The sequence below is a fragment of the Pseudomonas sp. LB3P58 genome, from assembly GCF_054897895.1.
The window spans coordinates 3739914-3756279 of record NZ_JBUBVE010000001.1 but is presented as its reverse complement, the minus strand read 5'-3'; the positions used below and the strand labels follow the sequence as shown (position 1 = coordinate 3756279).

19 protein-coding genes are annotated in these 16366 nt (G+C 59.5%); 5 read left to right on the top strand and 14 right to left on the bottom strand.

Annotated elements, in window-relative coordinates; genetic code table 11:
• Positions 1 to 77: 77 nt before the first annotated feature.
• The 8 genes from ACYZTZ_RS17455 to ACYZTZ_RS17420 form a co-directional block, all read right to left on the bottom strand.
• The gene (locus tag ACYZTZ_RS17455) at positions 78 to 1079 is read right to left on the bottom strand and encodes a glycosyl transferase family protein (RefSeq protein ID WP_461999158.1); all 1002 of its coding nucleotides are present in this window, start codon (positions 1077 to 1079) and stop codon (positions 78 to 80) included.
• Positions 1076 to 1411 (bottom strand): TusE/DsrC/DsvC family sulfur relay protein, encoded by a 336-nt coding sequence (locus ACYZTZ_RS17450; RefSeq protein ID WP_461999157.1) that lies wholly within the window; start codon positions 1409 to 1411, stop codon positions 1076 to 1078. The genes ACYZTZ_RS17455 and ACYZTZ_RS17450 overlap by 4 nt, the downstream gene beginning before the upstream one ends.
• Positions 1408 to 1701: a sulfurtransferase complex subunit TusB gene (gene tusB, locus ACYZTZ_RS17445; RefSeq protein ID WP_461999156.1), complete on the bottom strand. Its 294-nt coding sequence runs from the start codon at positions 1699 to 1701 to the stop codon at positions 1408 to 1410. Before tusB ends, ACYZTZ_RS17450 begins: the two co-directional genes overlap by 4 nt.
• A complete protein-coding gene (gene tusC / locus ACYZTZ_RS17440) occupies positions 1701 to 2063 on the bottom strand; it encodes a sulfurtransferase complex subunit TusC (protein WP_461999155.1) in 363 nt (120 codons plus the stop codon). Before tusC ends, tusB begins: the two co-directional genes overlap by 1 nt.
• A 1-nt stretch (position 2064) precedes the next feature.
• A complete protein-coding gene (gene tusD, locus ACYZTZ_RS17435) occupies positions 2065 to 2457 on the bottom strand; it encodes a sulfurtransferase complex subunit TusD (protein ID WP_008154829.1) in 393 nt (130 codons plus the stop codon).
• Positions 2458 to 2668: 211 nt separating this feature from the next.
• A complete protein-coding gene (locus ACYZTZ_RS17430; protein WP_056743884.1) occupies positions 2669 to 3373 on the bottom strand; it encodes a YoaK family protein in 705 nt (234 codons plus the stop codon).
• Positions 3374 to 3408: 35 nt separating this feature from the next.
• Entirely contained in the window at positions 3409 to 3738 is a 330-nt protein-coding gene (locus tag ACYZTZ_RS17425) for a DUF6388 family protein (protein WP_461999154.1), read from the bottom strand.
• Between the two features lie 20 nt (positions 3739 to 3758).
• Positions 3759 to 4007: a hypothetical protein gene (locus tag ACYZTZ_RS17420; protein ID WP_008154823.1), complete on the bottom strand. Its 249-nt coding sequence runs from the start codon at positions 4005 to 4007 to the stop codon at positions 3759 to 3761.
• Positions 4008 to 4168: 161 nt separating this feature from the next.
• On the opposite strand from ACYZTZ_RS17420, the gene ACYZTZ_RS17415 reads away from it, so the two are divergent.
• Positions 4169 to 4519, top strand: coding sequence for a hypothetical protein (locus ACYZTZ_RS17415; RefSeq protein ID WP_008154821.1), 351 nt, complete (start codon positions 4169 to 4171; stop codon positions 4517 to 4519).
• 5 nt (positions 4520 to 4524) lie between these two features.
• Here the strand turns inward: ACYZTZ_RS17415 and ACYZTZ_RS17410 are convergent, their stop codons facing one another.
• A complete protein-coding gene (locus ACYZTZ_RS17410) occupies positions 4525 to 4953 on the bottom strand; it encodes a GNAT family N-acetyltransferase (protein WP_461999153.1) in 429 nt (142 codons plus the stop codon).
• A gap of 145 nt (positions 4954 to 5098) precedes the next feature.
• On the opposite strand from ACYZTZ_RS17410, the gene ACYZTZ_RS17405 reads away from it, so the two are divergent.
• Positions 5099 to 5536 carry a hemerythrin domain-containing protein gene (locus ACYZTZ_RS17405; RefSeq protein WP_461999152.1) on the top strand — a complete coding sequence of 146 codons (438 nt, stop codon included), beginning with the start codon at positions 5099 to 5101 and terminating at the stop codon, positions 5534 to 5536.
• 61 nt (positions 5537 to 5597) lie between these two features.
• A complete protein-coding gene (locus ACYZTZ_RS17400; RefSeq protein WP_461999151.1) occupies positions 5598 to 6191 on the top strand; it encodes an NUDIX domain-containing protein in 594 nt (197 codons plus the stop codon).
• A 132-nt stretch (positions 6192 to 6323) separates the two neighbouring features.
• Here ACYZTZ_RS17400 and ACYZTZ_RS17395 read toward each other — a convergent pair whose 3' ends face one another.
• Positions 6324 to 6836, bottom strand: a complete 513-nt coding sequence (locus ACYZTZ_RS17395) for a methylated-DNA--[protein]-cysteine S-methyltransferase (RefSeq protein ID WP_461999150.1) — start codon at positions 6834 to 6836, stop codon at positions 6324 to 6326.
• Positions 6837 to 6986: 150 nt separating this feature from the next.
• Between ACYZTZ_RS17395 and ggt the strand changes: the two genes are divergently transcribed.
• Both ggt and ACYZTZ_RS17385 read left to right on the top strand, forming a co-directional pair.
• On the top strand, positions 6987 to 8714 hold the full coding sequence (ggt, locus tag ACYZTZ_RS17390) for a gamma-glutamyltransferase (RefSeq protein ID WP_461999149.1): 1728 nt from the start codon (positions 6987 to 6989) through the stop codon (positions 8712 to 8714).
• Between the two features lie 69 nt (positions 8715 to 8783).
• Positions 8784 to 9317 carry a cysteine hydrolase family protein gene (locus ACYZTZ_RS17385; RefSeq protein ID WP_461999148.1) on the top strand — a complete coding sequence of 178 codons (534 nt, stop codon included), beginning with the start codon at positions 8784 to 8786 and terminating at the stop codon, positions 9315 to 9317.
• A 71-nt stretch (positions 9318 to 9388) separates the two neighbouring features.
• On the opposite strand, the gene ACYZTZ_RS17380 is transcribed toward ACYZTZ_RS17385, so the two are convergent.
• The 4 genes from ACYZTZ_RS17380 to ACYZTZ_RS17365 all read right to left on the bottom strand — a co-directional run bounded on the left by ACYZTZ_RS17380 (position 9389) and on the right by ACYZTZ_RS17365 (position 15756).
• Positions 9389 to 10918 (bottom strand): multiheme c-type cytochrome, encoded by a 1530-nt coding sequence (locus ACYZTZ_RS17380; RefSeq protein ID WP_461999147.1) that lies wholly within the window; start codon positions 10916 to 10918, stop codon positions 9389 to 9391.
• 424 nt (positions 10919 to 11342) lie between these two features.
• A complete protein-coding gene (locus ACYZTZ_RS17375; RefSeq protein ID WP_461999146.1) occupies positions 11343 to 12671 on the bottom strand; it encodes a TolC family outer membrane protein in 1329 nt (442 codons plus the stop codon).
• A gap of 1 nt (position 12672) precedes the next feature.
• A complete protein-coding gene (locus tag ACYZTZ_RS17370; RefSeq protein ID WP_461999145.1) occupies positions 12673 to 14013 on the bottom strand; it encodes an HlyD family type I secretion periplasmic adaptor subunit in 1341 nt (446 codons plus the stop codon).
• Positions 14014 to 14019: 6 nt separating this feature from the next.
• A complete protein-coding gene (locus ACYZTZ_RS17365; protein ID WP_461999144.1) occupies positions 14020 to 15756 on the bottom strand; it encodes a type I secretion system permease/ATPase in 1737 nt (578 codons plus the stop codon).
• Between the last annotated feature and the right edge of the window lie 610 nt (positions 15757 to 16366).

The window sequence follows — 16366 nt, the reverse complement described above, 5'->3', positions numbered from 1 at the left end:
CAACCAATAAGCGTTGGAGAGGAGTCTATTCGCATAGGTTCGATAAAAAAGCGCAAAGGTTGGGCGCTTATGATCGGTTAAATCGATTTGTCCCGAGCGTCCCAATACTGCTGGGCGGTTTCGAAGGCGTGTTCGCGGGTTTGGCCGAGGCCGCGCAAGGCCAGGGCCATGGTCGAGATCAGCGCCATTTGCGGATAGCTGTCGACCACATCGCCACGCCACACGGCTTTTAAATGCTCGGGATCGAGGGTGGCCGGTTTGACGTGCCGTTGAGCCGACAGCTGCGGCCATTCCTCGTCCCAGCTTTCGCCGCCAGTGGTGCCATACAAGTGACTGTCGGCGTCCGGGTTGATTTCGATTTCGCCACCGTCGCCTTTCACCACGATCGCGGTATCGCCGAGCAAACCGCTGGCATCGCGATGCACAGCCTGGTAGCCGGGGTGGAAAATGCTTTGCAGGCCACAGCGAGCGCCCAACGGATTTAGAATCCGCGTCAGGGAATGGATCGGCGAGCGCAGGCCCAGCGTATTGCGCAGGTCGATCATTCGTTGCAGCTGCGGCGCCCAATCTACCAGCGGCATGAAGGCCAGACCGCCGTTATCGAGCGCCACACCCACCTGCTGCCAGTCGCGGCACAACGGAATCTTCAACTTATCCAGCAATTGTTCGCTATAGAGCCGACCCGCCGTGTGCGCGCCGCCGCCGTGCATGAAAATGCGCAGACCATTTTGCGCCAGGCATTTGGCCGCCAGCAGATACCAGGGCAGGTGACGTTTCTTGCCGGCATACGTCGGCCAGTCCAGATCCACATTCAACGTCGGTGCCTGTAAACGTTCGCGCAACGCTTCGGTAAAACCCGCCATCTCCTCAGCGCTTTCTTCCTTGTGTCGCAACAGCATCAGGAATGCGCCGAGCTGGGTGTCTTCGACCTTGTGGTCGAGCACCATGCCCATGGCTTCGCGGGCTTCTTCGCGGGTCAGGTCTCGGGCGCCGCGTTTGCCTTTGCCGAGGATGCGCACGAACTGGGCGAACGGGTGTTCGGCGGGTGTTTCGAGGGTCAGCGCTGGGAAGTCGGTCATAAGCAATTCGTCGGTTTGGGCAGGCCCGCCAGTTTCGCGGCGAGTTTGGCAGGGGTGCCTTTGAACAGTCGGTTCAGGTGCAGGCTGTTGCCCTTGTCCGGGCCCAGCTTCAGCGCGGTGTACTTGATCAGCGGACGCGTGGCCGGCGACAACTGGAATTCGGCATAGAAACTGCGCAGCAGTTCGAGGATTTCCCAGTGTTCAGGGCTCAACTCGATGTCTTCGGCGGCGGCCAGGGCGCTGGCCACGTCGGCGGACCAGTCGCTCAGCTCTACCAGGAAACCGTCCTTGTCCAACTCGATGGCGCGGGCGCCGACCGTCAGGGAGTTCATAGCCAACTGTTGACCTTGTCGTAGTGAATCGACAGCTCGACGAAGGCCGGGTAATCGATAGCCTTGGCCGTGTCAGGAATCTCCAGCGCGCGAGCCTGGGCGTCTTCGGCCAGTACGAACAGTTTCAGATGGCGGGCGTTCAGCGCATTGAACGGCGCGGTGCCTGGTTGCAACGCATAAACCGAGTCACCGGTCAGCAGCAAGGCATCGTCAGCGCCGATTACGCGCAGGCAACTGGTCAGGCGATCGTCGCCGAACGGGGAATGAGACAACACATGCAAAGTCGACATCAGAGGGTGATCACCTGGTCGTAACGGTCAATAAGTGCGGTGATTTCGTGGGCGGCCAGCACTTGAGCTTCTTCCAGCGACAAGCCGGCCGGGTTCAGACCCCGTTCTGCAGCGCTGTCGCCACAGACAAATAGGTCTTCGACACCGAACATCGGCAAGGCTTGCAGGTTGGCGCTCAGGTCCTTCTGCTGGAGGGCCTTGGCGTCCTGTTTCGCGGCGAGCTGGAACACCCCGTCATCAAGAAACAGCAGGCCGATCGGTAGGTCGAAGGCACCGCCGGCCAGCACGATGTCCAGCGCTTCGCGCGCACTCGGCCCGGACCAGGGCGCCTGACGGCTGATAATCAGCAAGGATTTAGGCATCTCACGCGCCTCCGAAACAGATCAGGCGGTCAGCGTCCTGCACCGCGTCATGCAACTGGCCCAGACCAGACAATTCCCACGGCGCACCCACCGCCACGGCTTCACGCTGATAGCGGCCGGCTTCTTCTTCGTTCAACACGCCACGACGCAGGGCGGCTGCGATGCACACGACGCCGTCCAGTTGATGCTCGGTGACGAAGTTGCGCCATTGCTTGGGCAAATCCTGCTCATCCTGCGGCGTAACCACGCTGCCGGAGGCGTTGTAGACGCCATCCTGATAGAAAAACAGCCGGACAATCTCATGCCCACCGGCCAGCGCGGCCTGGGCGAACAGCAGGGCTCGGCGCGAGGAGGGCGCATGGGCAGCGGAAAACAGCGCGATGGCGAACTTCATGACGGACTCGATCAGTAAAACTGCGGCCATGATAAAGCTTTATCGCCGGGGCGGCGAAGGGCGTTTTCCTCAAGACCGAGTCGCCGCCTTCGCGAGCAAGCCCGCTCCCACATTTGACCGAGTTCTACCAAATGGAATGCGATTCAATGTGGGAGCGGCGGTGCGGCGATCCGACTTGCTCGCGAAGGCGGCCTGACAGACACCACCCAATTCAGCGCGGCATATAACCCAACTGCCAGCGCCGCGGGATTTTCAGCGACAGCAGCCCGACCGCGCCGGCCAGCAGACCGCTGACAAATAACGCCCTGAGCCCCAAATGATGCTCCAGCACGGCGCCGAGTACCGCGCCGGCAAACATCCCGGTCCAGGGGATCAGTTGCACGCGCCAACCGTTGCGCCGTTCGCCGAGCATCCAGCGTCCCAGCCCACGGCCGAAGCGCGACAGGGCGCCGGTGACGTAGGTCAGGCCGACCGGCAGCCCATTCACTTCTTCCACGGCGGCATTGAGCATGCCCATGGCGATGATCGCGGCCAGCAGCGCTGGTAGTTGTTCATCATAGGGCCAGGCAGCGGCGCCGCAGAGCAGCGTGGCGATGCACAGCAGCAAGGGCAGCGCCCGACGGCCGCCGAGGCGGCTGACGACAATCCCCAAGGCGTTGCCGACGATGAAGGTGCCAACGAGGATCACCAGGCGCAAGGTCAGGCCCAGGTCGCCGTCGCTGATGGCGACGGCGAGGCGGGTGGTGTTGCCGCTCATGAACGAGACGAAATCGCCGCTGGCCATGAAGCCGATGGCGTCGGTCATGCCCGCGAGTACCGAGAGGCTGGCCACCAGCGACATGCCAATGCGTCCGCGCCATTTGCGGGCATGCAGATGGCCTGGACTGGCGCGGTCAGTGGAGAGGGATGGCAACATCAGCGAAGGTCGTCCTCAGGCAGCGACCGTTAGGGTCACTTACTCAATCCATATAACTCGCAATACTCCAGCCAGTCCATGCCGGCCATCTCGGCGACTTCCTTGTGCACTTCCAGGCGCTGGGCCTGATAGTCCTCGGACGTCGCGGCGGTCAGTTGCAGCGTCAGCTCCCAGGCAAACAATCCCAGATGCTCGGCCTCGGCTTCGAAGGCTTCATGCAAGCGCTCCTCGCGGTACTGCGCCGCGGTCTCGCCCTTGGCCTGAGCCAACAGCGGGTTGAGGTTGTCGAGTTCGACGCGCAGTTCAGGGCGCTCATCGAGAAACTTCTTCAGCGCTTGCTCGTGTTGCTGTTCGGTTGCCGCCATGGTCGCTCCTTGAGGCTGGATTACGAAGACTGCTTCTTGCTGGCCTTGGCCGCTGCTGCCAGGCATTCGAGGGCAAACTGCTCGGGGTAGGTCATTTGAATCGGCGTGGTTTCACCTTTCACGGTTCTTTCGCCGTCGAGGATGTAACGAATCCGCTTGTCGGTGACGCCAATTCGCTTGGCAATCCAGGACGGCGTCTGACCGATCTGGCTGATCAGCTTGTCGGCATATTCAGCGGTCGGTTTGTAATATTCGGCGTTGGGTGTCATGGCCTTTCCAAAAAATGAGCCCGGAAAAACGGGCGATGCGGCGTTAATGGCGCGACAGGGTGCGCGAATCGTCACTCGGTGTCGCGGTATAAATGAAGTAAAGCAGAACGATACGCCGTGCCGCGGTGATACAGTCCGCTTTTTCTTGATGAGCGAACGCAATGCGAATTCTGATGGTGGCGTTGGCCGTAACGTTGCTGGCGGGATGCGCGGGCTCGGCGATGAACGACGCCCGCACTGGAACCCCGTACAAAACCCTGACGTCGGACAAGCCGGAAAAAGTCGTCGCCCAGTGTGTGCAGTTTTCCTGGCAGGATGAGGCGGTGTTCGGTGTCGATGCTGGCGCGTATTTGCAGCCTGGCGAGAAGGGCGGCACCACCGTTTACACGCGCTCGGCGGAGTCCTTTGTGGACGTGAAGACTGACGCTTCCGCCACCGTGCTGAATTATTACGCGCAGCACGACGACTTTGTCGCCAAGCGCCGATTGGCGGCGTTGGCGACCTGTTTGTAAGTCGTTCAGCTATTGATCAGGCGCTTCTGGAAAAAGAAGCGCTTGTGGCCAGGCGGGTAGTCAGCGATCTCGCCCAGTTCGCTGTAGCCGTGCTTCTTGTAGAACTCCGGCGCCTGGAAGTCGAAGGTGTCGAGCCAGATCCCCACGCATTCCTTCTCCCGTGCCAGGTCTTCGGCCATCTGCATCAGCTTCGAGCCCATGCCTTGTCCCCGGGCCTGTTCAGGCACCGAAAGCAATTCGATGAATAACCACCGGTAAAACACCCGTCCATAGAGCCCGCCGAGAATCTCGTCGTTGTCATCGCGCACCAGTAAGGCAATCGGCTGCGAGTTCGCCTCTCCCGCCTGCGCGGCGTTATAGGCGCGCAACGGCGTGAGGATCGCTTCGCGGTCTTCATTCGTGGGGTTTTGCGACAACTCGATTCGCAGGGTCATGGCTATATCCTTATGGCGGTGAAGTGGCAGCCTATCTCGGTTGCACGTCTTGTTCTATCCCCTGAGAACAAGTGGAACCGTCGCCATCGCGCAGATGTCTAGCCTAAACAGCGTCATTCCAGAACACGGCCTATGAGGACACTCCGTGAATATTTTCGAAGCCTTGCGCGAAAGCCACGACCGCCAACGCACTTACGCCGATGCGCTGATCCAGACCAGCGGCGACACTCCCGAGCGGGTCGAGGCATACAAGCAGCTCAAGTCCGAACTTCAGGCCCACGAAACCGCTGAAGAGCGGCATTTCTACATCCCGCTGATGGAGTTTGATAATGGCGTCGACCTCAGCCGCCATGCCATTTCAGAACATCACGAGATGGACGAAATGATGGAGGAACTGGACGAGACCGAGATGTCCAGCCCGGCCTGGCTGGCGACCGCGAAGAAGCTCGCCGAGAAGGTTAATCACCACCTGGAAGAGGAAGAGCAGAAGTTCTTCCAGATGGCCGGCAAGCTACTCGACGACAAACAGAAAGAGACGCTGGCGGGGCAATATGTGAAGGAATACAAGGCTCAGCTTTCTTAGCGCCAGGCTTTCGTTTTCGCCTAACATGTGCACCTTCTGACGAAAAAAGGGATGCGTTGTCATGTCGAACACAGCCGAGCGGGTCAACCTCATCGAGTCCCAGGTGTTGTCCCACGACTGGTACCTGCTCAAGAAAATCACCTTCGATTACCTGCGCAACAATGGCGAATGGCAACGCCAGACCCGCGAGGTCTATGACCGTGGCAACGGCGCGGCGATTCTGCTGTTCAACCGTGAAAAGAAAACCGTGGTGCTGACCCGGCAATTCCGGCTGCCGGTGTTCGTCAACGGCCACGATGGGTTGCTGATCGAAGTGGCGGCGGGGCTGCTCGAAGGTGCGGCGCCTGAAGAGCGCATCCGCGAAGAAGCGGAGGAAGAAACCGGTTATCGCGTGCACCACGTGCACAAGGTGTTCGAGGCCTACATGAGCCCCGGTTCGGTGACTGAAAAACTGCACTTCTTCATCGCTGAGTACGATGCCGCTTCCAAGGTCAGTGATGGCGGCGGGCTGGAGGAAGAGACCGAGGAACTGGAAGTGCTGGAATGGAAATTCGACGACGCACTTGAGGCGTTTTATCGCGGGGAGATCTGCGATGCGAAGACCATCATGCTGTTGCAGTATGCGGCGATGAAAAACATCTTCACCGCGGTTTAAGAGACGCACACAACCCCTGTAGGAGCTGCCGCAGGCTGCGATCTTTTGATCTTGATCTTCGGTGCCCTTGAAGACACTGAAGATCAAAAGATCGTCCGACCGCGGCCCGAACCTGCGGCAGCTCCTACAAGGTCAAAAGCCTTCCAGTCGTCCAGTTCCACCCCATTGCCCGCCCTCCAGCGTCAACAGACGCTCCTTCGCCTCAAGCCCACCGGCAAACCCCGTCAACTTCCCCGAAGCGCCAATCACCCGATGACACGGCGCAACAATCGATATCGGGTTTTTGCCGTTGGCCGCACCCACCGCCCTCACTGCACTGGGATTGCCGATCTGCCGGGCAATCTCGCTATAGCTGCGGGTCTCGCCAAACGGAATGGTCAGCAGCGCTGCCCAGACCGTCTTCTGAAATTCCGTCCCGGAAAACTCCAGTTCCAGGTCGAAACGATTGCGCGTGCCCGCAAAGTATTCCTGCAACTGCTGAGCGGTGCGCATCAGGATCGGATTATCCGGCGCCTCGCGCATCGGCCCAAGTCGTACCCGCCCCGGTTTGTCGTTTTCCCAGAGGATGGCTGCCAGTCGTGAGCCGTTCGCGACCAGCTTCAGCTCGCCCACCTTCGATGCGACGGTGATGAAGGTGTAACTCATGCCGGTGGACTCCGTAAAAGTGCTGAGCAGAGGGCAAGCATACTGCCTCGACGGGGAGGCGCAATACGCAATCCCAGCCATACTTGCCTCTGCTCTTGAAGCCTTCCCTCTGTTTGTGTACAGAGCCTAAAAACAAAAAGAGACCGACTCATGAAGTTCGAACCTTTTGCCAAATCGCTGATTGCGACCTCATTGGCGCTCAGCTGCCTCAGTGCTTACGCGGCCTCCGTGGCGCCGGTTGCGGCCGAAAACGGCATGGTCGTCACCGCCCAGCATCTGGCCAGTCATGTGGGCGTCGATGTACTCAAGAACGGCGGCAATGCCGTCGATGCCGCGGTAGCGGTCGGTTACGCGCTGGCGGTGGTTTATCCCGCTGCGGGCAACCTGGGCGGCGGCGGTTTCATGACCATTCAGTTGGCGGACGGGCGCAAGACCTTCCTCGACTTCCGTGAAAAAGCACCGTTGGCCGCCACCGCCGACATGTACCTCGACAAGGAGGGCAACGTCGTCCCTGACCTGAGCACCCGTGGCCATCTGGCCGTTGGCGTGCCAGGCACCGTGTCGGGCATGGAGCTGGCGCTGAAGAAATACGGCACCAAACCGCGCAAGGAAGTGATCGCCCCGGCCATCAAGCTCGCCGAAGACGGTTTTGTGCTGGAGCAGGGCGATGTCGAATTACTGGAATACGCCACCGACGTGTTCAAGAAGGACATCAAGGATTCCGGCTCGATATTCCTGAGCAACGGCGAGCCGATGAAAGTCGGCCAGAAACTGGTGCAAAAAGACCTCGGCAAGACCCTGCGGGAAATCTCCGAGAACGGCGCCGACGGCTTCTATAAAGGCTGGGTGGCCGATGCCATCGTCACCTCCAGCCAGGCCAACAAGGGCATCATCACCCAGGCCGATCTCGACAAATACAAGACCCGCGAACTGGCCCCGATTGAATGCGATTATCGCGGCTACCACGTGGTTTCAGCGCCACCGCCAAGCTCTGGCGGCGTGGTGATTTGCGAGATCATGAACATTCTCGAAGGCTATCCGATGAAAGACCTGGGCTATCACTCGGCCCAGAGCATGCACTACCAGATCGAAGCGATGCGTCACGCCTACGTAGACCGCAACAGCTACCTGGGCGACCCGGATTTCGTGAAGAACCCGATCGCCCATCTGCTGGATAAAAATTACGCCACCAAAATCCGCACCGCCATCGACCCGAAAAAGGCCGGTGTGTCCCGCGAGCTGAAACCCGGCGTAGCGCCCCATGAAGGCAGCAATACCACCCATTACTCCATCGTCGATAAATGGGGCAACGCGGTCTCGGTGACCTACACCTTGAACGACTGGTTCGGCGCTGGCGTCATGGCCAGCAAAACCGGGGTCATCCTCAACGACGAAATGGACGACTTCACCTCGAAAATCGGCGTGCCGAACATGTACGGTCTGGTGCAAGGAGAGGCCAATGCCATCGCGCCCGGCAAGGCACCGCTGTCGTCAATGAGCCCGACCATCGTCACCAAGGACGGCAAAGTGGTGATGGTCGTCGGCACCCCCGGCGGCAGTCGCATCATCACCGCCACCTTACTGACCATGCTCAACGTGATCGACTACGGGATGAACATCCAGGAAGCGGTCGATGCACCGCGTTTCCACCAGCAGTGGTTGCCGGAAGAGACCAACCTTGAGACCTTCACTACCAGTCCTGATACGGTGAAGATGCTCGAAAGTTGGGGGCACAAGTTTGCCGGGCCACAGGACGCCAACCATGTGGCGGCGATTCTGGTCGGCGCGCCTTCCCTGGAAGGCAAACCGGTGGGCAAAAACCGCTTCTATGGGGCGAACGATCCACGTCGTAACACCGGGTTATCGCTCGGTTATTGAGGGTTGTTTTTAAAAGGGGACGGGTCTATTTTTCGTCCCCTGATCCACTGACTTTTCAAGGAAGGGACCATGGCTACCGCACTGCTGATCATCGACGTCCAGCGCGCCCTGTGCACTGGCGAGTACGCCTGCTTTGAGATCAAGCGAGTTATCGAGAACATCAATGGCCTCAGTGCCAAGGCTCGCGAAGCAGGCATCCCGGTCATCCTCATCCAGCACGAAGAAAAGGGCGACCTGCTGCAACACGGTTCCGAAGGCTGGCAACTGGCCGAAAGCCTGAAGACTTCGCCGCAAGACCTTCACGTGCGAAAAACCACTCGAGACTCGTTCTACCAGACCCACTTGCAAGCCCAACTGCAAGATTTTGGCACTGACCGCCTGATCATCTGCGGCCTGCAAACCGACTACTGCGTCAATGCCACCGTCCGCCAGGCCCTTAAGCTGAGCTATGACGTGGTGCTCGCCGCCGATGCGCATTCCACCGTCGACAACGGCAACCTCGCCGCTGAAGACATCATCGCCGAGCACAACGCAGACCTGGCGCACTTGACGGGGCCCGTGGCGCGGATCGACGTTATCCCGACCAGCGAAATCCATATCTGAAACTACCCCGAACATGTCGCGGGGGGCCGCCCCCGTTTTGACGTGTTCACCTCGACGTCGACACTGCGCAGCTAAAAGTGCGCAGTGTTTGCACCGACGACTGGCAGACTTGTCGACAGGGGGATGCTCTGTGTGACTTTGGCCATCTGGGTGATTTCCACCTGCAACTTATCCTTGCCAAGCAGGTAGTCGGCCAGCTTCTGCGAAAATGGCCAGTAGTTCAGTTCGGCAGTCAAGGTGAGCGGTCCGACGGCGTCGGCCGGCACCAGGAAGGAGAACTCCCCAATATCGTAGCCCTTGGGCAGAATGCGGTTGTCCGAGAGAATTTGCGTAGCATTCCAGACCTCGACATCCAACGGATTGCCGTCCTTGTCGCCTATGTGCACTTTGAAGTTTCGCGTATTGACCTCGGTCTTGCCGTCCTTGATCGAGCCCAGCCGATAGAGCTCGCGACCACTGGCATCCAGCACCCGGAAGTCGATCCACATCTCCCGTCCCTCCGGAAATCCGGTCGGCAGCTTGTGCCCGGCGCCAACATTGGCAACTTTCACGGCTACCGAGGTGTATTGCCCGGGAATGATGGTTGACGGCAGTTGCTGGAACGTTATTTCCCCCGCGCGCGCGAGCATATCGCGCGCGCGTTGCGCGCCCGCTTCCTGACCGAGATGCTTGAGCATCATGGCATTGGCTCCGCTGAACCAATGCGAGGAGACCTGCTCGCGGTCTGGCCCCATGATCGCGGCCTTACCCGCAAAAACCGGCATATGGCAGCTCTGGCAGGTTACATCGTTAAGGCTGTAGGAGCTTTCCTGCCATTCGTCATAGGTGCGCTCGACCGCCACACTGCTGAACGGGTGCGTGACGTTGTGGCAGGTGCCGCAAAAGTCCGAGCGCGTGTGCAGAGCGGAATATACGGTGTCGTGATAGGGCGAAACGGCATCTTTACGCGGGCCGAACTTGGTCGGTTTACCGTGCGCTCGAGGGCTCAGGACATAGGCGCCGTTATCGAGGCCCGTGCGGGCACTAATGTTGTGGCAGGTCTCGCAATCGACCCCAGGCATCGGATGATTTTTCGTGCTGTCTTCAATCGAGGAGCGGTTGATTTCCGAATTGATTTGCCCGGTCGTGAGACCGATCGGGGTATGGCAGCCGGTGCAAAAGTTATCGACTTTCCCCTCGGTGGCCGAACTCGCACGCTTGAGCAAGGCCCGATAGATGGGTTCATCCCAGGCTTGGGACATCATCGACGAGCGCCACTGCTTGTAGATCTCCGTATGGCAAGCGCCACATACCTGAGCATTGTCGAAGTCTTTTACGTTCAAAACCAGGTTGCCGGGGGTATTGGCCCGATGCGGAAAGAACGGCATCCCGCCAATCACATGCATGAGCCTGGAGCGTGCCGGCTCCAGCCACTTCTCATTATCCTGATTGTCATTGCCCTGAGGTTCGTCGGCCGCCACCAGCGTTACCGTCAGCAGGCAGGCTAGAAAGCATAAAAAACGGCGAACGAAAGGTTTGATCACCCGGTAGATCAGGTTATGGACAAAGGCTGCCAGTAATTCCCCCGGCCTGGGTGCGTGTTTGTATGTGGGGTGGTTCATAAACGTTTCCCCGAGGGAGAAGCTCACTCGGTTATTACGTTGCAAGGACTGTGACAAAACATGTGCAATGACCTGAAGGTCCAGCAAACATTGGTCATAGGCTGAAATTTTGTGCTAATCGAGACGCGAATACTGGGGGAACGACACCCATTAGTGGGGGAGTTCACTCCGGAATCGGGGGGGGCAATTTTCAGCCGCAACGCAAACTTTGTAGCAGCTGGCGAAGCCTGCGTTCGGCTGCGGAGCAGTCGTAAAACCTGAGCGCGAGGTCTTCCTGAAGCACCTCGTCGTCTGATTTCACGACTGCTTCGTCCGAACGCGGCCCGAACCGAACGCAGGCTTCGCCAGCTGCTACAGATCGTGTTACGGCTTGTTGTGCCTGGGTTTTGCCGACCACCTTGTAGAAGTGCCGCGCAGGTGAGCGTCAGTTGGTGACCAACAGTTCCGGGCCGAGGTAGTTGTTGATTCGGTCGATATCGTCGTCGCCCAAACTGCCCACCGAAGAGGCCAGGCGCAGGTGCGACATCAAATAGCGCAGCTTGGCCTCGAACAGATCGTGGCGCGCAACGAAGAGCAGCTCTTCGGCATTGAGGACGTCCGAGTTGGTGCTGGTGCCTCCTTCTTTGAAGCCCTTGCGTGTCGAAGTCAGTGAGCGTTCGTTGGACTCCACTGCTCTCTCCAGCGCGTGAATACGTTGGGCGCCGCTCTGTACGCCGTGATACTCACGGGTGGTACCGGTGATGACTTCCTGGCGCGTGGCGTCGAGTTCGTCCAGGGCCTTATAGCTATTGGCGCTGGCCTGGCGTGTCAACGCGCTGGTGCCGCCACCGCTGTACAACGGGAAGTTTACTTCCAGCCCGATTGAGCCGTAGTGGTTGCGTTGATTCAACTCGGAGATTGATTGGCTTTGACCCGCGGTGTAGCCGGCAACGAAATCCAGTGTTGGCCAGTGGCCTGCCTTGGCGCGCTTCACTTCTTCTTCGGCGAGGTCACTGCTATGACGGCGCGCATGGATCAGCGGGCTGTCGGTCTGGGCTTTGACTAACCAGTCTTGCAGGTTGCTTGGTAGCAGCGGTGGTGTATCGAAGCTCGGACGCAAGGTGGTCAGCGATTCGGGGGTTTCACCGATAAATTCCTCAAGCTTGCGGCGCGCGTTGACCTGGTTGTCCTGCGCTTCGATCAGCTCAACCTCGGCGAGGTCGCGGCGAGCGGCTGACTCGTCGATGTCGGTGACGGTGCCGGCCCCCAACTCCATGCGCCGTTTCGCCGAGGCGAGTTGCTCGTCGAAGGCGTTCAGTTTGGACTTGGCAAGGGTGATGGTTTCGCTGGCCAGGAGCACGTCGAAATAGCTTTCAGCCAGGCGTACTGCGGCGTCCTGACTCTTGGCATCGAACACCGCGATGCTGTAGTCGACACGCTGCTTGCCTTGGCGGTACTCGGCCATCTTCTGTTTGTTGAACAGCGGCTGGCGCAGGCGCACGTTAGCGCCCTTGGAGGTGTAGTCGAGATCTCTTTCGACGCCGCTCTGGCGTTGGGTGCCATTGACCTTGTTGTCGTAGGCCGAGGCATTGATCTGCGGTAGCAGGCCGGCCAAGCCGATGTCGCGGTTTTGCGCACCGGCCTCTTTTTCATGCACGGCGGCGCGATAGACGGGGCCTTGGTATTGCAACAGATCCCAGGCTTGTTTGAGGTCCATGGCGCAGGTCGGGAGGGACAGCGCCAGCAGGCTGAAGAACAGGCAATGACGGTCCATTTCATTGTTCCTTGAAGGAGCTGTCAACACGCTCAAGCATTGGTTTGAGAAGATAGCTCATCATGTTGCGCTCGCCAGTCTTGATGGTGACGCTGGCGGGCATACCGGGACGAATGTGATTGCGTCCAAGAAGGCTCATGCCATCGGGCGTAACTTCCACCTGAGCCAGATAGAACGGTTGCTTGCTTTCCTCGTCGAGCAGGCGGTCGGCGGAGATGGTCTTCACGCGGCCGGGTATGTTGGGCGTCCGGGCATGGTTGAAGGCCGGGAAGGCGATGTCCACGGCCAGGCCGGGGACCATCTTGTCGATGGCCTGCACGGGAATCATCGCGTCGACCTGCAGCGGTTCGTTGTCCGGAACGACTTCCATGATCTTGAAGCCGGGCTGAATGATCCCGCCGATCGTAGCAATGCTCAGGGACTGGACCATGCCATCGATGGGCGACCGAATCACCGTGTGGGTCACTTCATAATCCAGCGCACGCAAACGGTCGGCCAGGGTGGTGTTTTCCTTGGCAGTATCGGTGAGCTGCGATTCGATTTCCTTCAGGTAATCGTGCTGGCGCTGCAGGATGCGCAGTTTGATTTCGGTGGTCTGGCTACGCACGCGAGCGATGTTGTTGAGGTTCTCGGCCTGGCCGGCGGAGAGGTCGGCATTGCTGCGTTCCAGCTCAAGCAGACGGTTGCGCGGGACATAGCCTTCGGCCGCCAGCGTGCGGGTGCCTTTCAGTTCCTGGTCGAGGAAGTTGATCTGCGAGGCGCGGGCGCCAAAGACCTGCTGCAGTCCCTTGAGCTGCACCGCCGACGCCGCGAGGTTCTCCTGCAGGATGCTAATTTCGCCAGCGAGGCCGGCGCGTCGGGTGTCCAGCAGGCGTTGTTGCAGATCCATGGCGGCCACCAGGCGGTGGTCATTCCCGAAGCGCTTGAGCAATTCGGGATCGTAGTTCACCACATCGCGGCCGTCACGTTCCGCTTCCAGGCGGTTTTCCACCGTCTTGCTGACGATGTACTGGGCGCTGACCGCACCCTGTTCGGCAACGGCACGCAGCGAATCGAGGCGGACCACTTCCTGGCCTTTTTTCACTGCATCGCCTTCGCGAACAAGAATGGCCTCCACGGTACCGCCGCTCAGATGCTGCACGGCTTTGCGATTGCTGGTGATTTTTACCGTGCCTGTCGCTACCACGCCGGCATCCAGCGGCGCCAGCCAGGACCACAGGAGGAAGCCGCCGAAGCCGGCGAGCATCAGCAACATGCCCCAGCGCACGGGTTTACCGACGTCCAGATCCACCACGTTCCTGGAATCGGTGAGAATCATGTCGGTGTGTTGGCTCATTTGCATGATCGGTTACTCCCGTGCTTTGACGGAGGCCAGCGGAGTTGACGCGCCTGCAGGCATCACACTGGCCTTGCGCAGCGCTGCGAATACTTCGTCGCGAGTGCCGAGCATCTGCACGCCGCCGTCGCGCAGCATCAGCACCTTATCGACGGCGCAGAGCACATTGGGACGGTGGGAAATCAGAATGACGGTGGCGCCGCGGTTTTTGAGTTGGGCCAGCGCATCGACCAAGGCCTTTTCACCGACGTCGTCGAGGTTGGCGTTCGGCTCGTCCAGCACAATCAGATTGGGTTCTCCATACAGCGCGCGGGCCAAGGCGATGCGTTGCTTCTGACCACCGGAAAGCGGGCTGCCATCGGTGCCAAGACGGGTCTCATAACCCTGTGCCAAACGCAGGATCATCTCGTGCACCCCAGTAGTCCTGGCGGCGCGGATGACTGCGTCGCTGTCCACTTCGCCAAAGCGCGCAATGTTGTCGGCGATGGTGCCCTCGAACAGCTCCACGTCCTGTGGCAGGTAACCGAGCCAGGGGCCAAGTTCGCCCTTGTTCCAGGTGAATATGTCCGCGCCGTCCAGGCGCACTTTGCCGGCCTGTGCCGGCCACACGCCGACCAACAGGCGGGCGAGGGTGGATTTGCCCGAGGCGGATGGACCGATAATGCCAAGGCTTTCGCCGGGGGAAAGGTTGAAGCTCACTCCGCGCAGAATCGTGTTGCCGGTGCCGGGGGCACCGGCAAACACATTCTCCACCGCCAGCATGCCCAGCGGCCGCTGCAGCGACATGCTCGGTGGCCGGCGCGGATAGTCGTTCAGCATCTCGTTCAACCGCCCCCAAGCCGAACGGCAGCCAAGCAGCTGCTTCCACGACGCGATGACTTGTTCCACCGGGCCCAGCGCGCGGCCGGTGAGGATCGAGCAAGCAATCATCATCCCGGGGGTGATCTTGCCTTCGATCGCCAGCAGCGCGCCGGCGCCGAGGATCAGCGACTGCAAAGTGATCCGCACGAAGCGCCCGGTGCTGCTGATCAGGGCGGCACGGTCGGAGGCCAAGGTCTGCATTTCCAGTATGCGCAAATGGCTTTGGTACCAGCGCTTTCCGATCGAAGGCAGCATGCCCATGGCCTCGATGACCTCGGCGTTGCGCAGGTTGTTGTTGGCGTAGCTGGCGGAGGAGAGGGCGGCCTGATTGGCTTCGGCCAGTGGCTTTTGCGTCGCCTTCTCGGTGAGATAAGCCAGGCCCACCAGAATCAGCGAGCCGATCAGCGTGACCAGTCCGAGCAGCGGGTGGATCAGATAGGCGACCAGCAGGTAGATCGGCGTCCATGGCGCATCAAAGAAAGCGAACAGGCCATTGCCGGTGAGGAACTGTCGCACCTGCGCGAGATCCTGCAGGGCCTGGGCCGGATTACCTCCGGCGCGGCTCAGGTTGCGCTCGAATGCTGCGGTGAAAATGCGTCGATTGAGGTCCATGTCGAGGTTGTTGCCGACCCGGATCAGCACGCGGGTGCGGAACATTTCCAGCGTGGCCATCAGCAAGAACAGGCCTATCACCAGAATGGTCAACATCGTCAACGTTGTGACGTTGCGACTGACCAAGGCCCGATCGTAGACCTGCAGCATATAAATAGCTGGCGTCAACATCATGACGTTGATGACGCCGCTGAACCCTGCCAGCGAGTAAAAACTACGGCGAAGTCGAAAAAGCGCGTCAGCCAGTTCTGATCGAGTGCTCGATTGTTTGTGCATTTTGGGTGACCCCTCTTCAAAAAGCCGTTTGCCCTTGCGGCGCAACAACTAACAAATGCAGTTCCGCAGGCAGCTGGTTGATACGCAGGTTGGTCGCTCTAGGGGCGCATCACCTGCAAATCACTGCGTCGCTCTCATGGCTAGCAGCGTAGGTGTCGTCGAAACAATCTGAAATAACATTTCGCTCTAATGTCGCAATGAACTTTCTATAAGTCCTATAAAAACAGCTAGTTGAAAGGTCTGCTACCAATCGTCTGTTTTGTGTGTCGTAAAATTGACAATTTTTTACTCTGCAACTTTAGTCTCACTCAATTGAGGGAGCCGCCCGCCTGAAGCCTGTCAACTTTTTGGCAACGCAAGACGTGGTGATTTTCCCGAGGGAGCGCACCATGTCGATGATTTCGTTCTGCGGAGTGAAGGGGCTATTCAAGAAATTCGCCGTTACTTCAAGTTTCCATGGCCCACCCAGGGCTAGGACTCGCTCTGCCTAATCGCTCAGCGAGCCATTCTTTCGCGAATTCCAGGCGCGCATCCCGGGGGGCCGTGTAACGGCTCTGCCATCCCGCGCCAGCGCTCGCCAAAAAAAAGAACCAACACACTCCGCAAGCCA